Here is a 19,369-nt window from a genome sequence, read left to right on the forward strand (position 1 = left end):
GTAACTACTTCGATTTCAAATCGATTTGAGCTTCCATAGATAAGCCGACACGTAAAGGATGTTCAGCCAACTCTTTCGGGTCGAGTTGAATACGTACAGGCAAACGCTGTACCACTTTAATCCAGTTGCCTGTGGCATTTTGTGCAGGAATCAGCGCGAAGGCTGAACCTGTTCCACCGGAAAAGCCCAAGACCGTGCCATGGAACTCAACCGAGTCGCCATAGAGGTCTGAGGTTAAAACCGCTTTTTGACCTGGGCGTACATTTTCAAGCTGGCTTTCTTTAAAGTTCGCATCGACATATATCTGTGAAATTGGCACCACCACCATGAGCACCGAACCCGGCGCCACACGCTGTCCAACTTGAATTTTTCGGCTCGTCACCACCCCATCAAATGGTGCTTTAATTTCAGTACGCTCTAAATCAAGTAAAGCTTGTTTTAGTTTTGCTTGAGCAACCAAAACATCGGGGGTCGAATTTTCATTGCTGCCTTTAATTAAGGCTTCATTTGCAGCCAAATTGCTTTGTGCAGCTTTCTGACTGGATTTAGCCTGCGCCAAACCCGCTTGCGCCAAGTTATAGCCTGCTTGCGCATTATTTAAAGCAGCTTGTGCCGTGCTTAATTCTTCTTTAGAAATCGCGCCTGTCGCACTCAACTGCTGACGACGGTTCAAATCATCTTGCGCTTTATCCAACTCCGCTTTGGCTTTAGCCACTTGTGCTTCAGCACTATGAATGGCGTCATCACTTACAAAGACTTGCGAGTTTAGAGAGCTACTGTTGGCCGCACTTTGTTTATACTGGCGCTGCGCTTTAAGTAATTCGGCCTGAGCTTGGGCTACAGCAATTTCAGCATCACGATGATCGACCAAAACCAACACATCGCCTTGCTTTACAGTTTGCGTGTCACTGACCAACACTTTTTCAACTTGGCCTGTCACCATAGAGGTAATCGAGGCCGTTTCTGCGCCCACATAAGCATTATCAGTTGAAACCGAATGGTTAAAGAACAGTTTCCAAATCAAGAATAAAATGGCAGCAATGATCAGGATCATAGCCACGAAACCTAAGCTTTTCTTACGTTTGGCTTTCAGTGCTGGATCATTGATTTGATCGGCTGGATCAGTATCTGGCAGTGTATTTGAGGCATCTGTCATTGATTTTTCCTAAATCTAACAGACTTGGTCAGCCGGCATCATCCCTGCGAAAGGGACATCAGACAAGTATTGTCTGCATTGGTGTCGATGAGAAAGTCACAATAAAATTTGATGCATTCTAAGAGCAAATAATCACATTTTGAGAAAATAAATTGTAACTTCTCAGTCTATTTTAGTTTTCAGCATCCAACTTCCTATTAGATGCTGTAAATTTCACTTGAATATTAACTACTTAATTAATTTAAAACTAATAAGCATAAGAAGCAATCGCTGTTGCAATCGATTTGCCTTCATCATTGACCATGGTCATGCGCATCGTGCAGCCTTTACGCCCCAATCTTAGAGTTTCAGCACGGGCAATAAAGTATTTTCCACGTCCCGGCGCGAGATAATCGACCCGCATATCGACTGTAGCTAAACGGGATACTTTTTTAATGGTGTCCGCAATCGTGTCAGGTTCCGCTTTTTTATACAGCTCTCCCATCGCCACAATGCCACCAATACTGTCCAAAACCGTTGCAGCCACGCCTCCGTGTAGAATTTGGAACGCAACATTGCCAATTAAGTAATCTTGCATATCGATATAGGCTTCAATTTGCCCGTCAACGACTCGCATAGTCATGGTGTTGTGCTTAAAAAATGGCGACGCATTAAAAGCCTTAACCAACTGCTCAAAAACCACATCAATATCCACTTTTGCTCCTAAGTGTATGCTGCCCGTCCAGCTTTTTTCACCACTACTCATAACAATCTGCTTCACTCTTAAAACAATAAAAACCCGTCAATATGTGCCCAAAGCCATAAGATAGGTCTACAATACTGACCTAGTTTAATACCGATTATCGAGATTTGTATGACCTATACGTTCAATCGTCCCGCCTTCCCTGCTACTCGCATGCGCCGTATTCGTAAAAATGAACATCTGCGCTCTATGGTTCGCGAGACCCATTTAACGACAGATCATCTTATCTATCCAGTATTTGTCCTGCCAGGACAGAACCAGACGCAAGACATCCCCAGTATGCCGAAGGTGCAACGCCTATCTGCGGACTTACTCTTAAAAAAAGCAGAACGTTTACTTGAACTTGGCGTATCGAAACTGGCGCTATTTCCAGTTACTCCCCAAGAAGATAAAAGCTTAAGTGCCGAAGCAGCATGGCGTGAAGATGGTGTGGTTCAAAACACGCTACGTCTGCTCAAAAAAGAATTACCTGAAATGGTGCTGATTACCGATGGCGCACTTGACCCGTATACTACGCATGGTCAAGACGGCATCATTGATGAAACAGGTTATGTACTCAATGACGAAACCGTTGAAGCACTGATCAAACAAGGCTTAAGCCATGCTGAAGCTGGCGCAGATATTTTTGCGCCAAGTGACATGATGGATGGTCGTATCGGTGCGATTCGTCAAGCCTTTGAAGCCAATGGTCATATCTACACCTCAATCATGGCCTATTCAGCAAAATACGCGTCAAGCTTCTATGGCCCTTTCCGTGATGCGGTCGGTTCATCCAGCAACCTTAAAGGTGGCAACAAATACAACTATCAAATGGATGTCGGCAACCGCGCAGAAGCATTACATGAAATTGCCCTTGATATTCAAGAAGGGGCTGACATGGTGATTGTGAAACCGGGTATGCCGTATTTGGACATTGTCCGCGAAGTCAAAGACAACTTCGGCGTGCCAACTTTCGTTTACCAAGTCAGTGGCGAATATGCCATGCTCGCAGCGGCCATCCAAAACGGCTGGTTATCGGACAGCGTGATTATTGAATCACTGATGAGCTGCCGCCGCGCGGGTGCAGATGGCATCTGGACCTATTTTGCAGAAGAAGCGGCACTGAAACTAAAAGACATGAAATAACAGCACGTTTAAAAGGATTGAATTTCAATGCATATTGCCATCATTGGCGCAGGAATCAGTGGTTTACTGACAGCGCTTGAGCTGATTGAACACGGTTGTTCGGTTGATATTTTTGATCAACAGCAAGCCGGACAAGCGGCTTCATGGGCAGGCGGAGGGATTCTCTCCCCGATGTACCCATGGCGCTATCCACAAAGTGTCAATGACCTCGCCAAATATGGCAAAAGCATGTATCAAGCATGGAATGAAAAAATTAGTCCGGTTTCCGGGATAGATTTTGAAATCCACGAAACAGGTATGCTGATTTTTGACGAAACTGATTTTGACATTGGCCTAAATTATAAAGACCAACATCAAGAACCGATGCAGCATTGTGAACTTTTGCAACACGAACAACTGGAACAGGTCAATCCGCGCATTTCCTCGCGCTTTCAACAAGCCATCCATTTTCCGCAGTTGGCCAATGTCCGCAATCCGCGACTGCTCAAGTCGATTGTGGAATATCTCAAACGGCAGCCACAAGTCACCTTTCATGAGCAAGCGTGGGTACATACCTTTGACATGCTCAATCAGCAAGTTCAAGGGATCAAAACTGCTGATGGTCAGAGCTACCATGCAGATCATGTGGTGATTGCAACAGGCGCATGGTCACAGCATTGGTCCGAACAACTCCAGTGCAGCATTCCAGTGAACCCCGTACAAGGGCAAATGTTACTGTTTAAAACCCCGGAAAACTGGCTACCAACCATGTGTATGAATCAAGTTATGTATTTAATTCCACGTTTGGACGGTCATATCGTTTGTGGTTCAAGCATCGCGGATGTCGGTTTTGACCAACGCCCTTCACTACAGACCCAGCAAAATATTTATAAAGCCTGTTTGGACATGGTGCCCGAACTGGCCGATTTCCCAATTGTGAAGCATTGGGCAGGTCTACGCCCAAGTTCGCCAACGGGCGTCCCTTATATCGGAGCATTTCCTGAAATAGCCAATCTCTGGGCAAACTTCGGTCACTATAGAAATGGTCTATGTATGGGGCCTGCATCTGCACGACTGCTACGAGAATTGATGTTAAGCCAAAACTTAACGGTTGATGCGACTGCCTATACTCCAGAACGTTTAGCACATTTTGCGTGATGATGCTTCGCCACAATCAGGCTTTGGGCTGAATGAGATGAAGCAATCCTTCTTTTAAAGTCGGATACTTAAACTCAAATCCCTGTGCTTTCAATGCTTCGGGGCGAATAAATTGACCATTCAACACCAGTTGAGACTGCTCGCCTAAAAGTAATTTCAACACAAAAGCGGGTAAAGAAAGTACAGGTCTACGTTTTAGAATTTGCGCTGCAGTTTGTGCAAACGCTGACTGGGTAACTTTTTCTGGACTGACGACATTAAAGACTTGTGCAGTGGTTTCATGCAACATTAGAAACTCAATCGCTCGCAGCACGTCTTGAATATGCACCCAGACCACAGGTTGCCGCCCCGAACCAATACGTCCACATAAGTTCATTTTGATCGGAAACAACATTTGCGGCAAAATGCCAGCCCCACGTCCAAAGACCACACCTAAACGAATAATTTTGGTATTTTGCGACGTGTCTTGCCGTGCAGATTGTTCCCATTTTTGACACAACTCTGACATAAAAATAGACTGCGGCGCTGACTGCTCATTACAACACTCTGTCCATTGTTCAGTCGGATCAATACCGTAATAGCCCACTGCCGAACCCGAAATAATACATTTCGGTTGAATCTTTCTTTTAGCGAGATATTGATAGAGCATCGTCGTCATTTCAACGCGACTGGCGATCAACTTTTGTTTGCGGGCATCTGTCCAACGCCCCTGAGCAATACTTTCCCCTGCCAAATTCACCACATAATCAATGCGATCATGCTTGAGTTCTTCTAAAGCTCGAATCCAAGTCAAATGTGGGTGAATTTTAGGCAGATTCTTCTGTCGGCTTAAGCCGATCACTTCATAATCTTTTTCTAATAAATAATCGAGCAAGTTTGAACCAATAAAACCACTTGCTCCTGTCACCAATACACGTTCTTTTTGCATAGCGTGATCTCAAATGATGCTTTTGATCAAACTATAGCATTTAGCCAAGCGCTTTACGATTAATCGATCATTTTTGCCGCCATACGCTCCGCTTGTTTGCCATAAAACCAGTACGTCAGCACATACAGCGGAATCGCGATCAATAAAACCAGAATCACCACCATACTGATAAATTGAAGTTGTTGAACGTAGAGCATAAAGTTTTGCCAAACTTCGGCATCTCCCTGCGCAAAGATAAATAAACCTAACATGAGAAAGGCAAAGTTATAGCTCCAAAAAATCAGACTAAAACCTAAAGTGAATTTCTTCCGCTCTGCTTGGGTTGGCGCACGGCGCTGCTGCTTAATAAATTTAAGTAAAACCCAAATCATGGCCACCAAATAAGGTACAGCCGTTAATACCGCTCCCATCCCTGTCGGAAGTAGTGCAGCGAGCACACCACAGACACAACTAAAGACAAAACATATGAAAAAAAACCAGAGAAAATATCGTGTTAGCGAAATCATAGCGCTACTTTAAACCCAGCCAAAAAATCATTATAAAAAAAATTCAGTTTTTTTTCATTTTCATGTCAACCAATCGAAGTTGATGTGCGTTAAATAGGGTACAAGGTCGCAGCAACCGTCAACATTGTACCGGCATCCACAATACGTACGGTGACCTTTCCTAGAGCAATAAGATTGGCTCCAAATTTAAATGTTGTCAGCAGCCGACATTTAAGCGTGAAGCAGTTTTCTTTGACCGACGATTTCATCATCACTCGAATCGTCGGTCTTTATTTTTTTGAGGACTGATTTTTCATTGCTCCCCCACCTCAATAGATCAAGAAGCGCTTAAAAGTTAATATGAGTTTAAGTGCTGGACGTCTTCTGCATCCTGAATGACATAACCATTACGTCCCCGCTCTTTGGCCAAATAGAGATTCTGATCGACCTCTTTTAAAAAGGCCATTTTGTCATTTTTCTGGGTTGGGATAATGGTCTTCACCCCTAAACTGACCGATAAACGCTGATCCAATGGTGATGTACTATGGCAAATATCAGCGGTACGGATACTCTGTAAAATACGCTCCACCACTTCAATTGCAGACGCTTGTGTTGTATCAGGCAATATCAAAACAAACTCTTCCCCGCCAAAACGTGCGACCAAATCACGTGGTCGTGAGACACTTTTTTTCAGTATTTGTGCAATTTGTTTCAGACAAGCATCACCGAGAAGATGACCATTATGATCGTTGTATTGTTTAAAATAATCGATATCCAATAACATGAGGGTCAAAGGTTGCTGTTCACGCTGGGCATTGAGCCACTCACGTTGGTAGCTATCTTCAAAGAAGCGACGGTTGGCAATCTCCGTCAGACCGTCTTGATACGAATATTCTTCCAGTTGTTTTTTCAGTATTTCTAACTCTTGTTCCTGTTTTTTACGCTCCGAAATATCAAACATAAATCCAACCAAACTATCGACTTCCCCATTGGGTTTGCGCACTACATGCACCACATCGCGAATCCAAATATATTCTCCATTTATGGTCAGTGCGCGATAATCCGCCTCATGATCAACCCCAGAAATCGACTGCGCCACACAAAAATCAACCACCCATGCACGATCATTTTCATGCATTCGCATCGCCCAATCTTCAACTGTTCTCCACGAGTCTTGCTTCCAACCCAGCACTTTTTCAATTTGTGGGCCAATATAACTAAACTTTTTGGTACCCCAATCAATACTCCAAGGAATAGCAAGTGTTGATTCAATCAGCGTCTTATACACCAGATCATTCACAATACGGGGCGAACTGAAAATAGAATCAGACATAGTTATGTTCTCCTTATACCTTGCCCTATTCAAGGCATGACTTATTTTTTAGACATTCTGCATAAATCATTCTTATAAAGTCTCAAAATTGAATCCGTGATCGATGTTCACATTTCATTTACGACTTCGACACGATATACAATTTCACAGAATTACATAATACCCCATTAAAAGAACATTTTTTAATCAAAATTTATCTTTTTACTATGGTGTTAATCAAATAAACCCATCACATTCTTTTTCACATAATCGCTCAATAGTTTTTCTGTGCAATTCAACTTAAAAATAGGCACTCAACTATCAGGTCAAAGATTGTCGTCGTAGCGACAATTATCCATCGCATAATTTTGATTTATGTTAGCTTATAGCTCTATTGCGCTTTGAGCTTGGGGTATCTATGGCTGTTCGTTTTTTTCATACATCTGATTGGCATTTGGGACAGTTTTTTTATAACCATTCCCGTCAGTATGAACATGAACAGTTTTTAGCATGGTTACTGGAACAAATCAGTGCAAGACAGCCAAATGCGCTTTTGATTGCAGGAGACATTTTCGATGTCATCAACCCTGCATCGTCCGCACAAAAGCAACTCTATCAGTTCTTAGCAGATGCGCATGCACGTGCACCGCATATGCAAACCCTGATGATTGCAGGCAACCACGACTCAGGCTACCGCATTGAACAAGTTGAACCGTTATTGGCCAAATACAATGCCAAAGCGGTGGGAGTGATTCATAAAAATAGTCAACAGCAGATCGATCTTGAGCACTTATTGGTGCCAATTTTAGATGAGCAACAAAATACTGTGGCATGGTGTCTGAGCCTGCCCTTTTTACGTCCTGCTGAAATTACAGGCTTTAATGAACACACCACCAATAGCAAAAACGCGATTGCCTATTTGCATCAACAATTGATCGCCGAGGCTAAAGCTCGAAAAACAACGGATCAAGCCCTGATTTTAATGTCTCATGCACATATGCAAGGCGGCGAAACCTCTGACTCTGAGCGTCCTATTATAATTGGGAATGAAGAAGCACTCTCCACGACATTATTTGATGAAATCATTGACTATGTGGCACTCGGGCATTTGCATAAACCGCAAAAAGTCGGTGAAGAGCATATCCGCTATAGTGGCTCCCCAATTCCACTATCTTTTAGCGAAATTAACTATAAACATCAAGTTGTTGAAGTGATACTTGATCCCACACGAAATAATACCTCCCGTTTTCAGTTGAATGTTTTAGCGATACCACGAAGTATTCAACTGCATAAAATACGCGGTGAACTCAATGAGGTATTGGAGAAACTGCAAGCATTGCCTCAAGGCGCTATCCAAGACCTTGATCAACGTGAATATGTTGATATTGAATACCATACTGCTGTTCCACCGCAGCCCAATTTAAGACAACAATTCGAAGAGGCTCTACCCAAAGACCGTTATCGTTTAGTCCGTATTTCACGTCAATATTTAGCGACTGAGCAAGACCCCAATGCACCCACTAAAGTGAGTTTAGAGCCACCTACACCAGAAAAACTGTTTCAGCAAATTTGGGAAAAACAGGGTTATCACAATGATGCAGAAGTGTTAAACGATTTCATGAGCTTAATGCGTGAAGCAGAACAATCCCTTGCAGATGAACAAGAGGCTTAAAGGTTTAGTATGAATATTTTATCGATTCGAATTAAGAACCTTGCTTCACTTTCTGGCGAACATCTGATTGATTTTGAAAGCGATCCCCTTGCCAGTGCCGGCCTGATTGCCATTGTAGGGAAAACAGGCGCAGGTAAATCCACCATTTTAGATGCTATGTGTTTGGCACTGTTTAACCGTATTCCACGGCTAAAAGACAGTGATGGCAAACTTCAAGATGTCGATGGCTCAGAGCTACTTACCAACTCCCCCTTGACCGTACTGCGTCGTGGCACTGCACATGGTTATGCCGAGCTATGCTTTATTGCACAAGACCAAAAGCGCTATATTGCACGTTGGGAATTAAAACGTTCACGGGAAAAAGCAGACGGAAAACTGCAAAGTGTGCAGCGCTCTTTAAAATGTGTCACCGATGGTGTTGTGGTTGCGGATAAAGCCAAAGCCGTCGATGAAAATATCAAACGCATCACACAGCTCAGTTTTGAACAATTTACTCGTGCCGTTTTATTGGCCCAATCTGAGGTCACCGTTTTTTTAAAAGCACGGGACAATGAACGCGGTGAGTTGCTGGAATATCTAACCAATTCCGCTATTTTTGGGAAAATTGGTCAACTGGCTTATGAGAAAACCAAATCTGTCGCCACGCAGCGTAAAGAACTGGAAAATGTGCTGGGTCATATTGAACTGTTAACCGATGAACAAGTCACAGCATTATCGACACAATTTCAGCAGTGCGACAGGGATTATAAACAGCTTGAAGCTCAAAAGTCGCAACTAGAAAAACAACAACAATGGTTTGAACGCAAACATAAACTCGACAGTGAAATCATCAACAAACGACAACTCTTCAATACGCAAAGTAAGTTACAACAAGATTTAGCTCCTGAACGCGAACACTTGGCTCGTTTGGAGATCTTTTCAGAAATTCGTGCTGTAGTATTCCAACAACAACAGTTGCATCAAACGGTGCAGCAACTGACGCCCCGTATTCAACAACAGCAACAACTGTTCAATCATTTACAGCTTAAATTTGAAAGCGAAAAAACCCAATTTACGCAAGCTGAAATGGCAGTGAATGAACTACAACAGTTTGAAAGCACCTATCATGATGCATTAAATGAGGTGCGTAAATGTATCCAAGAACGAGATTTTGTTGGGGCTGAGTTTAAGAAAGTTCAGGAAAAATTGCAGGCTTTAGAGCAGTCTAAGCTGCCCCTAACTCAGCAACAACAAAAGCTTGAACAACAGATTCAACATATTGATCGACAGCAAACCGAGTGTAAGCAGCAACTGGAAAGCTCACAACAGTTTGTAAACTTAGACAAAGGTCTCAGCGCCCATACTCAACAGCTAGAACAGTTCATTCATCAATATCAAAAAATTGAACATCAACTCGGGCCTCGTGCTCAGGCAGAACATCGGCTAGCATCAGAAAAACAACAATTACAGCAGTCGATTCAACAGTTCGGGACGATCGAACAACTTGAAATCAAAGTTGTGCAAACACAACAGCAACGTGAGTTGAAAATTAATAAGCTCAGCCAATTCGAGCTGATTCAGCAAAAAATTCAGCAGTTTTTTGACTTACAGGCTGAGTCTACAGAACAGCAAGTACAACTCGACAATACCAAAACACAGCTTCAAGCCGTGCAACACAATAGCCAACAAGCAGAACAAGCCTTTCAATCTGTCAAAAGTGAACGCATCCAACTGCAACAGGTTTTGCAACAACAACGACTTTTACATGCTGAAAATATCGCAGATTTACGCTCGGCACTCCAAGACGGCGAACCCTGTTTAGTCTGTGGCAGTACCTCACATCCTTATAAACTGGAAGATACTGCGCTCTCCAAGGCCCTGTTTGAGCTTCAACAACAGCAGGAACAACAGGCAACACTGAAAGAACAAAATTGCTTTGATGGCTGGCAACAAGCGCAGCAGCAGCTGACTAAACTGAATACTGAAATAGAACAACGCCAAACTTTAATTCAGCAACTTTCTGAAAAAATTAGTACCTTGCAACACGTGTTAATCGAGCACAGTCAAACGACAAATATGACGCTCGACTTCACCCTAACAGCATCAGAATTGAAGACTCAGTTCATGCAAATGGCTCAGCAATATCAGTTGGATTTGCAACAACTCAAACAACAGTCTGAGTTGTTGCAACACAATATTAAAATCCAGCAACAATGCATCCAAAACATTCAACAGATTGAACATTTATTACAAACAGCGAACGGTTTGCACAACCAAGTTCAGCACATCGTGCAGTGCTTATCTGAGGCTGAAAAAACGACTTGGCAACAGCAGACCACCCAAACCGCTCAGCAAATCTTGATACGTCTAAATACACGTTCACAACAACTGGAACAGTTGGAACAATGGCGTCAGCAATGCGAACAAACCACGCAACAGTTCAAGACCAATCAACTGAATATCGAAAATACCAGTAGACACATCACTGAAACCAACAAGCAGCTCAGTGAGATCAAACAAAGAGGACAGCAAAATACAGAAATAGCCAATCAATTAATCCAACAAATGACAGGCTTAACTGACATCAAAGCCAATGAGTGGCTCATCCAGCACGATCAACATCGTCAGCAGACGCAAAGCCATTATCAACAGCTGAAACAGCATTTTGATCAATTGCGCCATCAATTCGAACAAGAAAAAAATCAGCTAGAACAGCTCAAAGCCCAGTTACAGCAGAATCAGACCAGTGCCAGCCAAATAGAAAATACCCTTCAACACTGGTTCAATGCGCATCCTGATTTCCATAAGCCTGATTTAGATGCGCTGGCTCAAATTAACTTGGCTCAGGAACAACACATCCGTCAGAAATTACAGCATGCAGAACGCCTAGTAAATGAAGCACATGCTGCATTGAAAACTATGCAAGAGCAGTTGAGTGAACATCTGGGCCATCAACCTGAGATTGACCCAGCACAGTTACAACAGCAAATGCAGGAACATCAAACAGCACTGCAAACACAACTTGAACTACGTGATCAACTCAAACTCAAACTTGAGTTGCATCATCAAAATGTCGCCAAACAAAAACAATTTGCAGATCAGATTCAAGCGATACAACAGAAAGAACACCGTTGGGGTAAAATTTCAGGTCTGATGGGAGATGCCACAGGCAAAAAATTCCGTGATTATGCGCAGCAATATAATCTCGATATTTTACTGGAGCATGCCAACCAACAGCTCAACCAACTCTCACAGCGTTATACCTTAAAGCGTTTAGAGCATTCGCTGAGTCTAGCTATTATTGATCATGATATGGATGGAGAGACCCGCTCCGTTGCATCACTTTCTGGCGGTGAGTCTTTCCTGACTGCCCTTGCCCTATCTCTTGCCATTGCCAATATGGCCTCAGGGTCAATGAAAATCGAATCTCTATTTATTGATGAAGGCTTTGGAACTTTAGATGCATCGTCCCTGCACATGGTCATGAATGCTCTCGACCAATTACAGAATCAAGGTCGTAAAGTGGTGCTGATTTCACACATCCAAGAAATGCATGAACGTATTCCTGTACAAATCCAAGTTAAAGCTTTGGGCGCAGGTGCCAGTACTATTGAGGTGGTCGGATAATTTCACATTTTTGAAATGTCAAAGTTTGATTTGTTTTAAGACACCATCTCTCGGTTAGAAATAAAGGGAGCATCCTACTTGATGTAAATGCTCCCTGTGAGATCCAAACGAATGCTTTAATCCGCTGGGAATGCTTTTGGTGGAGGTGCATATTTAGATGCATCTGCGGCTTTGTCTGTAGTCGCCACAGACTGTAGCGGGTAGATCACGGTACCTATCACACCTGTATTTTGGATGGAACCATGATCTGAGTTTGCAGCATAGGCATCTTCAGGTCGACTAAAGGTAAAAGATGCCACCGCAGAGTCACTCTTACGGAAGCCTTCAATAATCAACCCCCCCTGTGGACGAAGCACATAACCTGAATTGCTACGTGATGCTGCACGTCCATCAATAACATCTAAACCATCGACACTGGCAACCACTTCAAATGTGCTATTGCTATGGTTTTGGTATTTGAGTTGATAACTTTGTCCATCTTTGCCAGATAAATAATACTGCTGACCATCTCGAAATAAAGGCAGTGGACGCTGTGCATCATCTACAATCGAAAAACTGATTTTTCCAGCGGCTAATGACAGGCTGTTCACGGCTTTCCCCACGTATTTTTTGCTGGCATAGCGAACTTGTGATTCAGCAATTGGGCTACTGGATAAACGTTTTAAATTGACTTCCGTGACGTTTGAACTAATCTCATCGCCCCACTTGGTGCCTAATTTTTCACTTTTAGCGACCTGAGCATTCTGAACCGTAGCTTCCGCACTCATCTCACTCATTTTGGTATTTGTACTACTACAAGCTGCTACAAATAAGCTTAAAAGCAGGGAGATAAATAAATAGAGTTTTTTCATTTTGGCTTCATCCTAAATGCAATTTTTATCGTTGTCAGGCAATCATTGTTCATCTGTCTAATCTATAGACGGTTCAATTCATGAGTTTAAATTAAGCCTATTTTTTTCAGCAGCCTATTAGTTTTATATAATTGTAAGTTAAGCGCTTCTCACTGCCTTTAAGCTCAAGAATCCCTATTTAGACTTAATGCTGTGAATAATCTCTCGCTCCGAACAAGGCGGTTCCAACGCGAACCATAGTCGACCCAGCTGCAATTGCATCGACCATATCGCCTGACATACCCATGCTTAAGGTATCCCAGTTTTCAGGGTGAACATGCAGCTCTTTTACTTGGTCAAATAACACTTTCGCCGCCTTAAAGGCTTGAGTATTGTTCGGTGCAGGAATCACCATCAAACCACGCAGTTTGATGTTAGGCAACTGACTGATACTTTTTACCAACTCAGCAACCTCGCTAGGTTGACAGCCATCTTTGCTGTCTTGAGCATCGATATTGACCTGTAGACAAAGATTTAATGGTGGTTGCATTATCAGGCGCTGCGCCGATAAACGCTCTGCAATAATTAAACGATCAACCCCATGCACCCATGCAAACTTTTCAGCCAAATGTTTGGTTTTATTGCGTTGTACATGCCCAATAAAATGCCATTCAATCTCTAAATCCTGTAGCGCCTCTATCTTCTGCAAAGCCTCTTGTAAGTAGTTCTCACCAAAGGCGCGTTGACCACAAGCATACATGTCTCGTAACACTTCACTCGGATGTGTTTTAGAAACCGCCAAAAGTTCTACAGACTCTACGCCACGCCCTGAAATTTCGCAGGCCTGTTGAATTTGGGATAACACGTGTTGACGTGAATTTTGCAAGATATTCATTGACGAGGGTCTCATTTCGGTCATCTTTTTTGCTTTGCCTTTCAACAAACTGTTGGTTAAGTTGATTGAAAGCCTTATTATTCTATCAAAATAATTAGCATTTAAATGAACTCGGGGAAATAATGGATATCACAGAATTACTAGCCTTTTCGGCTAAGAACGGGGCATCAGATTTACACTTATCTGCAGGTATGCCACCGATGATTCGTGTCGATGGTGAAGTTCGTCGTATCAATTTACCAGCGTTAGAACACAAAGAAGTGCATAAACTAGTCTATGACATCATGAATGACAAACAACGTCGTGATTTCGAAGAAAAATTAGAAACGGACTTTTCCTTTGAAGTGCCAAGCATTGCTCGCTTTCGTGTGAACGCATTCAACCAAAACCGTGGTGCAGGTGCAGTATTCCGTACCATTCCTTCTAAGGTCCTGACCATGGAAGACTTAGGTTTAGGACAAACCTTTAAAGAGTTGTGTGAATTGCCACGTGGTTTAGTTTTAGTAACGGGGCCTACTGGTTCTGGTAAATCTACCACTTTGGCGGCAATGATCGATTATATTAACGATAACCGCTATGACCACATCTTAACAGTTGAAGACCCAATCGAATTTGTACACCAGTCAAAAAAATGTTTGATCAACCAACGTGAAGTGCACCGTGATACACATGGTTTTAACGAAGCACTGCGCTCTGCACTCCGTGAAGACCCCGATATTATCCTCGTGGGTGAGATGCGTGACCTTGAAACCATTCGTTTGGCGCTCACTGCCGCTGAAACGGGTCACTTGGTCTTCGGTACACTACATACCACCTCTGCGGCAAAAACCATTGACCGTGTGATTGACGTATTCCCTGCTGAAGAAAAAGACATGGTTCGTGCCATGTTGTCTGAATCGCTACAAGCCGTGATTTCTCAAACCTTACTCAAGAAAAATGGCGGTGGCCGTGTTGCCGCGCATGAAATTATGATTGGTATTCCTGCCATTCGTAACTTAATTCGTGAAAACAAAGTGGCACAGATGTATTCTGCTATTCAGACTGGTGCAAACTACGGTATGACCACACTGGATCAAAGTTTGAAAAACTTGGTCACCAAAGGAGTGATCAGTCCACAGACCGCACGTACAGCTGCCAAGCAACCTGAAACCTTCTTATAAGAAAACAATGGATTTGGGGTAGAGATATGGATTTTAACGACTTACTCAATTATATGATTCAACAAAAAGCGTCAGATTTATTTATCACCGCTGATGTTGAGCCCTCCATGAAAATTAACGGTCAAATTGTGCCTGTGGCTAAGGGTAAGCTGACGGGTGATGTCGCGGGACAACTGCTCAACTCAATTATGAGTGAAAAACAGCGTAAAGAATTTGCAGACACACGTGAGTGCAACTTCGCGATTATGAATCGGGATAAAACTGCACGTTTTCGTGTCAGTGCATTTCAACAGCGTGATATGCCAGGTATGGTTTTACGTCGGATTGAGACGCAAATTCCAACAATGGATGAGTTAAAACTTCCGCCTGTACTCAAAGAGTTAGCCATGACCAAACGTGGCATCATCATCTTTGTGGGTGCAACAGGTACGGGTAAATCGACCTCTTTGGCTTCGATCATTGGTTACCGTAACCAAAACTCAAAAGGTCATATCATTACCATTGAAGACCCAATTGAATTTATTCATGAGCATGCAGGCTGTATCATTACCCAGCGTGAAGTGGGCATTGATACGGACTCTTTTGAAATCGCGCTGAAAAACACCTTACGTCAAGCACCCGATGTGATCCTGATTGGTGAGATTCGTTCCCGTGAAACCATGGATTATGCGATTGCCTTTGCTGAAACAGGTCACTTGGTATTTGCAACGCTGCACGCCAACAACGCCAACCAAGCCATCGACCGTATTATTCACTTCTTTGAAGCAGACCGTCATAGCCAATTGTTTATGGACTTGTCTTTAAACCTTAAAGCGATGGTTGCTCAGCAGTTAATTCCAACACCTGACGGTAATTCACGTCGCGCTGCAATTGAGATTTTGATTAACTCACCGTTAATTTCCGATTTGATCCGTAAAGGTGAAATCCACGAAATTAAAGACCTGATGAAGCGTTCTCGTGAACTCGGTATGCAAACCTTTGATCAAGCCTTATTCGATTTGTACAAAGCTAAGCAGATTACCTATAAAGATGCGCTGAAACACGCCGACTCTCCAAACGACTTACGTTTACAAATCAAGTTGTCCGAAGAAGGCGGTGATCGTCTATTGCATGCCAGTGCAAACATCACGTTTGACGGACAAGCTTAAGTATTCCTTTAAACAATAAAAAAGGGCTTCTCATGAAGCCCTTTTTTTAGATCTAAGTGATTACTTTTTACGAAGTGCTTCTTGGCACTCTGCAGCATCACAGTAACCGTATAGGTTTAGGGAGTGACCTGTTAAAGTAAAGCCATGCTTTTCAGCAACTTCGTGCTGCTCATGCTCAATCACTTCGTTGCTAAACTCAACCACTTTGTTGCAGTTTTGACAAACGATATGATCATGATGATCGTCTTGCATGATTTCGAAAACAGAATGGTTATTTTCAAAGTGATGGCGCTGAATAATGCCCGCTGCTTCAAACTGCGTTAACACGCGGTAAACAGTTGCTAAACCGACATCTTCACCTTGTTCAAGTAAAGTCTTATAAATATCTTCCGCACTTAAATGGTGTTGCTTTGAATTTTCTAGTAGTTCTAATATTTTAATTCGTGGAAGTGTAACTTTAAGTCCAGCTTTGCGTAGATCTTGATTTGAAATTGGCATGTAAAAAGGTCTCTCAACAAATTTAAAGTTAGAATATGCAACAAAGTGTAGATGCAGTATGATCTATCCGTGGCTCAATTGCATCATAATTAATTTGGGATAGTGTAGCAAAATGCAAAAAATCATGTTGGCGTTATTCGTCACTTCACTGCTCGCAGGCTGTTCGACCTTGGGCGTTTATAAAGTTGATATTCCTCAAGGTACGCCATTAACTCAAGCACAAGCGTCAAAAATACAAGTTGGCATGAGCCATCAACAAGTTCGCTTTTTGCTTGGCAGCCCGACAGTTTCAGATCCAATGAATCCGCTACGTTGGGACTACATCTACAATTATACCCCAGGAACGTATGCTAAAAAAGCCAAGATTCCTGCTGCACAAGGTCAACACCTGAAAGTCTATTTCGACCCAAACGGTATTGTGCAAAAAATTGAAGGCTTAGAAACCATTCCTGCATCTCAGCCGGGCTTACCAGCATCGAAAGAAGCGATTCTAAACGCGCCCCCACTATAAAGCCTTATTCTAAAAAAGAAACCCCTCAACTGAGGGGTTTTTCATATCATTTCGATTGTTTTAAGCGATTGCCTTTTGCAAAGCGACCCACAGGATTATTTTGTGCACGTATCCTTCGAATATCTTTAGGATTAATGCTCAAAGGTCGGTAAATTTCAACACGATCCCCTGCCTGTAAAACCTGTTGAAGGTCTTTCAAGCGGACACCAAAGATGCCCAATTGTAAAGGCTCAGGCAATTCAACCTGCGAACCTATGCCACTCAGCTGAATCGCATCCTGCGCCGTCATTCCTTCAGAAAATGGCACACTGATATGAAACTGCTGGTCTGCTGTTGCATAGGCAACCCAGACTTGTTGAAGCATGCGCATTAGATCAGTTTTCCAAGTACGGCTACAATGGCCAATACGATAGAAACGGGTAATACAACACGCACAGCAATGCGCCAAATATTATAAAAAGCTTCATTACTAAAGTTCATCGACTTACGTAAATGGCTAATTTTCATAATCCAACCAGCAAAAATGGCATAAATCAAACAAATCACTAAGCCCCACAACATCAGTAAAATGTTAAAGATCAGGCCAGTGGCTGGAATCAACCACACCAACGTTGCAGCCAGCAGCACGAGCCACTGAATCACAATATTTAACTGGCGCTGAGCCAACTGCTCACGTGCCATCTGTAACAGCACGGCTGCCGCTACAACTGCAGTTAAGGCAATCGCATACGCAGGTAATGCCGCTTGGACTGCAAAAAATGCAAAAGCAACCACCGCCAAAATTTGTGCAATCCAAATCGGTAAAACAGTCTTGCTTGCAGCATCTTGCTGTTGAACTTGTGCCAAACTGTTCTGCCAGTACAGGCCGAGTCCTAAACCGCTTGCCACCAAAGCCAATACCGTTGCACTGCCCCATTCTGAAAATTCAACCGGCGTCACTTGCCACTCAGCGGTTCCTGTACCAGAGAGGTTTGCAAGCACTAAGGAGATCAGCACACCGACCGCCGTTAACGCTAAGGTCAACAGACGTGGGGCAAAAGACAACGCAATCGCAACCACAGCCAAAGCAATAAAGATCACGGACGATGTCATATCGGCCAGTGCATATTGATTTAATAATTGCGCAGCATTAGACAACATGCCGCCCGCTAAAAAAGGAATAAAGACGACAGCAAGCCATCCAACAAGACGCCACGTCTGAGAAGCATCGGCATCACGCGTCAAACTCAACAAAGCATTCAATGCCGTGGTTTTTGAACGCTTGGCTAAGGCAATTTCTAAGTAACACACAGGTAAAGCCAAGATCACCATGGTCACTAACCAAAGTAACCAAAAGTCGAGCTGACGTTCAACCTGAATTCCCACCAAGGGTGCAAGTGTGGCAATGATAATAAATGATAAACAAAATGCCATCAGCGGCGATAACCATCGTGACAGAGCATTGTCTTGCATGATGCGTTCCTTCAATAAGTCTTGCGCTATTTTGCCTTGCTCGCTTATGAAAATCAAAAACAAAAAGCAAACCATCAAAACTGATGATTTGCTGCGCTAAATATAATTAAAATTTTAAAATTTATTGTTTTTATCCCTCGTTTGGCTCACTTATGAAAAGAAACGAGCAAACCAATTTTTCCCTTTTTTCTTTTCTTTTTCTTTAATAATGCCCATCATATTTTCTTTTACGGCACCGACATAATCTGCATCATCATGCTGGATATGGTTAATCAGCCATTTCGACAACACTTCATGCAGCTCAGCTTCGATTGAATGACCCAGCTCAAAACGGTCACGATAAGATTCAATTTTTTTAATAAATAAATCATGTACACGTTTGTGTGGCACACGATATTTATAACCTGCTTCTTCTTGGAGAGACTCTTCAAAAGTGAAGTGAGACTGTGTGTAATCAATAATATTTTCTAAAATCTGTTTCACGCGTTCACGGTCAGTATTGACATCAATCGCATCAATTTCATTGATATAATCAAGAATACGACGGTGTTGATCGTCAATCACATCGATACCAGTATTATATTCTGGAACCCACTTCATTATCATTCCGACCACCCAATAAAAATTAATAGATTAATTACATGAATTAATCATATCGATTAGAATTAAAAATAAAAGTGAATCAAATTGGTTGGTTTTATACTATTTTCAT

The 19,369-nt window shown here is 42.7% G+C and carries 18 protein-coding genes; 7 read left to right on the forward strand and 11 right to left on the reverse strand.

The window, feature by feature from the left end; genetic code table 11:
- Positions 1-4: 4 nt before the first annotated feature.
- Both ACY3FQ_RS12650 and ACY3FQ_RS12655 read right to left on the reverse strand, forming a co-directional pair.
- Positions 5-1,156, reverse strand: coding sequence for an EmrA/EmrK family multidrug efflux transporter periplasmic adaptor subunit (locus ACY3FQ_RS12650; RefSeq protein WP_489774142.1), 1,152 nt, complete (start codon positions 1,154-1,156; stop codon positions 5-7).
- A 247-nt stretch (positions 1,157-1,403) separates the two neighbouring features.
- Positions 1,404-1,901 carry a thioesterase family protein gene (locus tag ACY3FQ_RS12655; RefSeq protein ID WP_004694841.1) on the reverse strand — a complete coding sequence of 166 codons (498 nt, stop codon included), beginning with the start codon at positions 1,899-1,901 and terminating at the stop codon, positions 1,404-1,406.
- 108 nt (positions 1,902-2,009) lie between these two features.
- On the opposite strand from ACY3FQ_RS12655, the gene hemB reads away from it, so the two are divergent.
- Positions 2,010-3,023: a porphobilinogen synthase gene (gene hemB / locus ACY3FQ_RS12660; RefSeq protein WP_005400146.1), complete on the forward strand. Its 1,014-nt coding sequence runs from the start codon at positions 2,010-2,012 to the stop codon at positions 3,021-3,023.
- Positions 3,024-3,050: 27 nt separating this feature from the next.
- Positions 3,051-4,160, forward strand: coding sequence for a glycine oxidase ThiO (thiO, locus tag ACY3FQ_RS12665; protein WP_005400147.1), 1,110 nt, complete (start codon positions 3,051-3,053; stop codon positions 4,158-4,160).
- Positions 4,161-4,176: 16 nt separating this feature from the next.
- Here the strand turns inward: thiO and ACY3FQ_RS12670 are convergent, their stop codons facing one another.
- From ACY3FQ_RS12670 to ACY3FQ_RS12680, 3 genes are all read right to left on the reverse strand, one after another.
- Positions 4,177-5,088: a TIGR01777 family oxidoreductase gene (locus tag ACY3FQ_RS12670; RefSeq protein ID WP_005400148.1), complete on the reverse strand. Its 912-nt coding sequence runs from the start codon at positions 5,086-5,088 to the stop codon at positions 4,177-4,179.
- A 59-nt stretch (positions 5,089-5,147) separates the two neighbouring features.
- Positions 5,148-5,594 (reverse strand): ABZJ_00895 family protein, encoded by a 447-nt coding sequence (locus ACY3FQ_RS12675; RefSeq protein WP_005400149.1) that lies wholly within the window; start codon positions 5,592-5,594, stop codon positions 5,148-5,150.
- A gap of 334 nt (positions 5,595-5,928) precedes the next feature.
- The gene (locus ACY3FQ_RS12680) at positions 5,929-6,906 is read right to left on the reverse strand and encodes a GGDEF domain-containing protein (RefSeq protein ID WP_039889837.1); all 978 of its coding nucleotides are present in this window, start codon (positions 6,904-6,906) and stop codon (positions 5,929-5,931) included.
- Between the two features lie 397 nt (positions 6,907-7,303).
- On the opposite strand from ACY3FQ_RS12680, the gene ACY3FQ_RS12685 reads away from it, so the two are divergent.
- Positions 7,304-8,557, forward strand: coding sequence for an exonuclease SbcCD subunit D (locus ACY3FQ_RS12685; RefSeq protein ID WP_005400151.1), 1,254 nt, complete (start codon positions 7,304-7,306; stop codon positions 8,555-8,557).
- Positions 8,558-8,566: 9 nt separating this feature from the next.
- The gene (locus ACY3FQ_RS12690) at positions 8,567-12,163 is read left to right on the forward strand and encodes an AAA family ATPase (protein ID WP_489774143.1); all 3,597 of its coding nucleotides are present in this window, start codon (positions 8,567-8,569) and stop codon (positions 12,161-12,163) included.
- A 116-nt stretch (positions 12,164-12,279) separates the two neighbouring features.
- On the opposite strand, the gene ACY3FQ_RS12695 is transcribed toward ACY3FQ_RS12690, so the two are convergent.
- Both ACY3FQ_RS12695 and ACY3FQ_RS12700 read right to left on the reverse strand, forming a co-directional pair.
- Positions 12,280-13,014, reverse strand: coding sequence for a hypothetical protein (locus tag ACY3FQ_RS12695; RefSeq protein WP_058952299.1), 735 nt, complete (start codon positions 13,012-13,014; stop codon positions 12,280-12,282).
- Positions 13,015-13,198: 184 nt separating this feature from the next.
- Complete coding sequence (locus ACY3FQ_RS12700; protein ID WP_058952300.1) at positions 13,199-13,888, reverse strand: YggS family pyridoxal phosphate-dependent enzyme; 690 nt, start codon at positions 13,886-13,888, stop codon at positions 13,199-13,201.
- A 122-nt stretch (positions 13,889-14,010) separates the two neighbouring features.
- Between ACY3FQ_RS12700 and ACY3FQ_RS12705 the strand changes: the two genes are divergently transcribed.
- Positions 14,011-15,048 carry a type IV pilus twitching motility protein PilT gene (locus tag ACY3FQ_RS12705; protein ID WP_004694862.1) on the forward strand — a complete coding sequence of 346 codons (1,038 nt, stop codon included), beginning with the start codon at positions 14,011-14,013 and terminating at the stop codon, positions 15,046-15,048.
- Positions 15,049-15,074: 26 nt separating this feature from the next.
- On the forward strand, positions 15,075-16,196 hold the full coding sequence (locus tag ACY3FQ_RS12710) for a PilT/PilU family type 4a pilus ATPase (RefSeq protein WP_010326019.1): 1,122 nt from the start codon (positions 15,075-15,077) through the stop codon (positions 16,194-16,196).
- Positions 16,197-16,256: 60 nt separating this feature from the next.
- Here ACY3FQ_RS12710 and fur read toward each other — a convergent pair whose 3' ends face one another.
- Positions 16,257-16,694, reverse strand: coding sequence for a ferric iron uptake transcriptional regulator (fur, locus tag ACY3FQ_RS12715; protein ID WP_004694866.1), 438 nt, complete (start codon positions 16,692-16,694; stop codon positions 16,257-16,259).
- 112 nt (positions 16,695-16,806) lie between these two features.
- Between fur and ACY3FQ_RS12720 the strand changes: the two genes are divergently transcribed.
- Entirely contained in the window at positions 16,807-17,205 is a 399-nt protein-coding gene (locus ACY3FQ_RS12720; protein ID WP_004694868.1) for an outer membrane protein assembly factor BamE, read from the forward strand.
- A 46-nt stretch (positions 17,206-17,251) separates the two neighbouring features.
- On the opposite strand, the gene ACY3FQ_RS12725 is transcribed toward ACY3FQ_RS12720, so the two are convergent.
- The 3 genes from ACY3FQ_RS12725 to ACY3FQ_RS12735 all read right to left on the reverse strand — a co-directional run bounded on the left by ACY3FQ_RS12725 (position 17,252) and on the right by ACY3FQ_RS12735 (position 19,263).
- Entirely contained in the window at positions 17,252-17,575 is a 324-nt protein-coding gene (locus ACY3FQ_RS12725) for an RnfH family protein (RefSeq protein WP_010326018.1), read from the reverse strand.
- Positions 17,575-18,657: a membrane protein gene (locus ACY3FQ_RS12730; RefSeq protein WP_029574954.1), complete on the reverse strand. Its 1,083-nt coding sequence runs from the start codon at positions 18,655-18,657 to the stop codon at positions 17,575-17,577. The genes ACY3FQ_RS12725 and ACY3FQ_RS12730 overlap by 1 nt, the downstream gene beginning before the upstream one ends.
- Positions 18,658-18,807: 150 nt before the next feature.
- Positions 18,808-19,263, reverse strand: coding sequence for a bacteriohemerythrin (locus ACY3FQ_RS12735; RefSeq protein ID WP_005400160.1), 456 nt, complete (start codon positions 19,261-19,263; stop codon positions 18,808-18,810).
- Positions 19,264-19,369 lie beyond the last annotated feature (106 nt).

Source organism: Acinetobacter sp. AB03 (assembly GCF_058107045.1).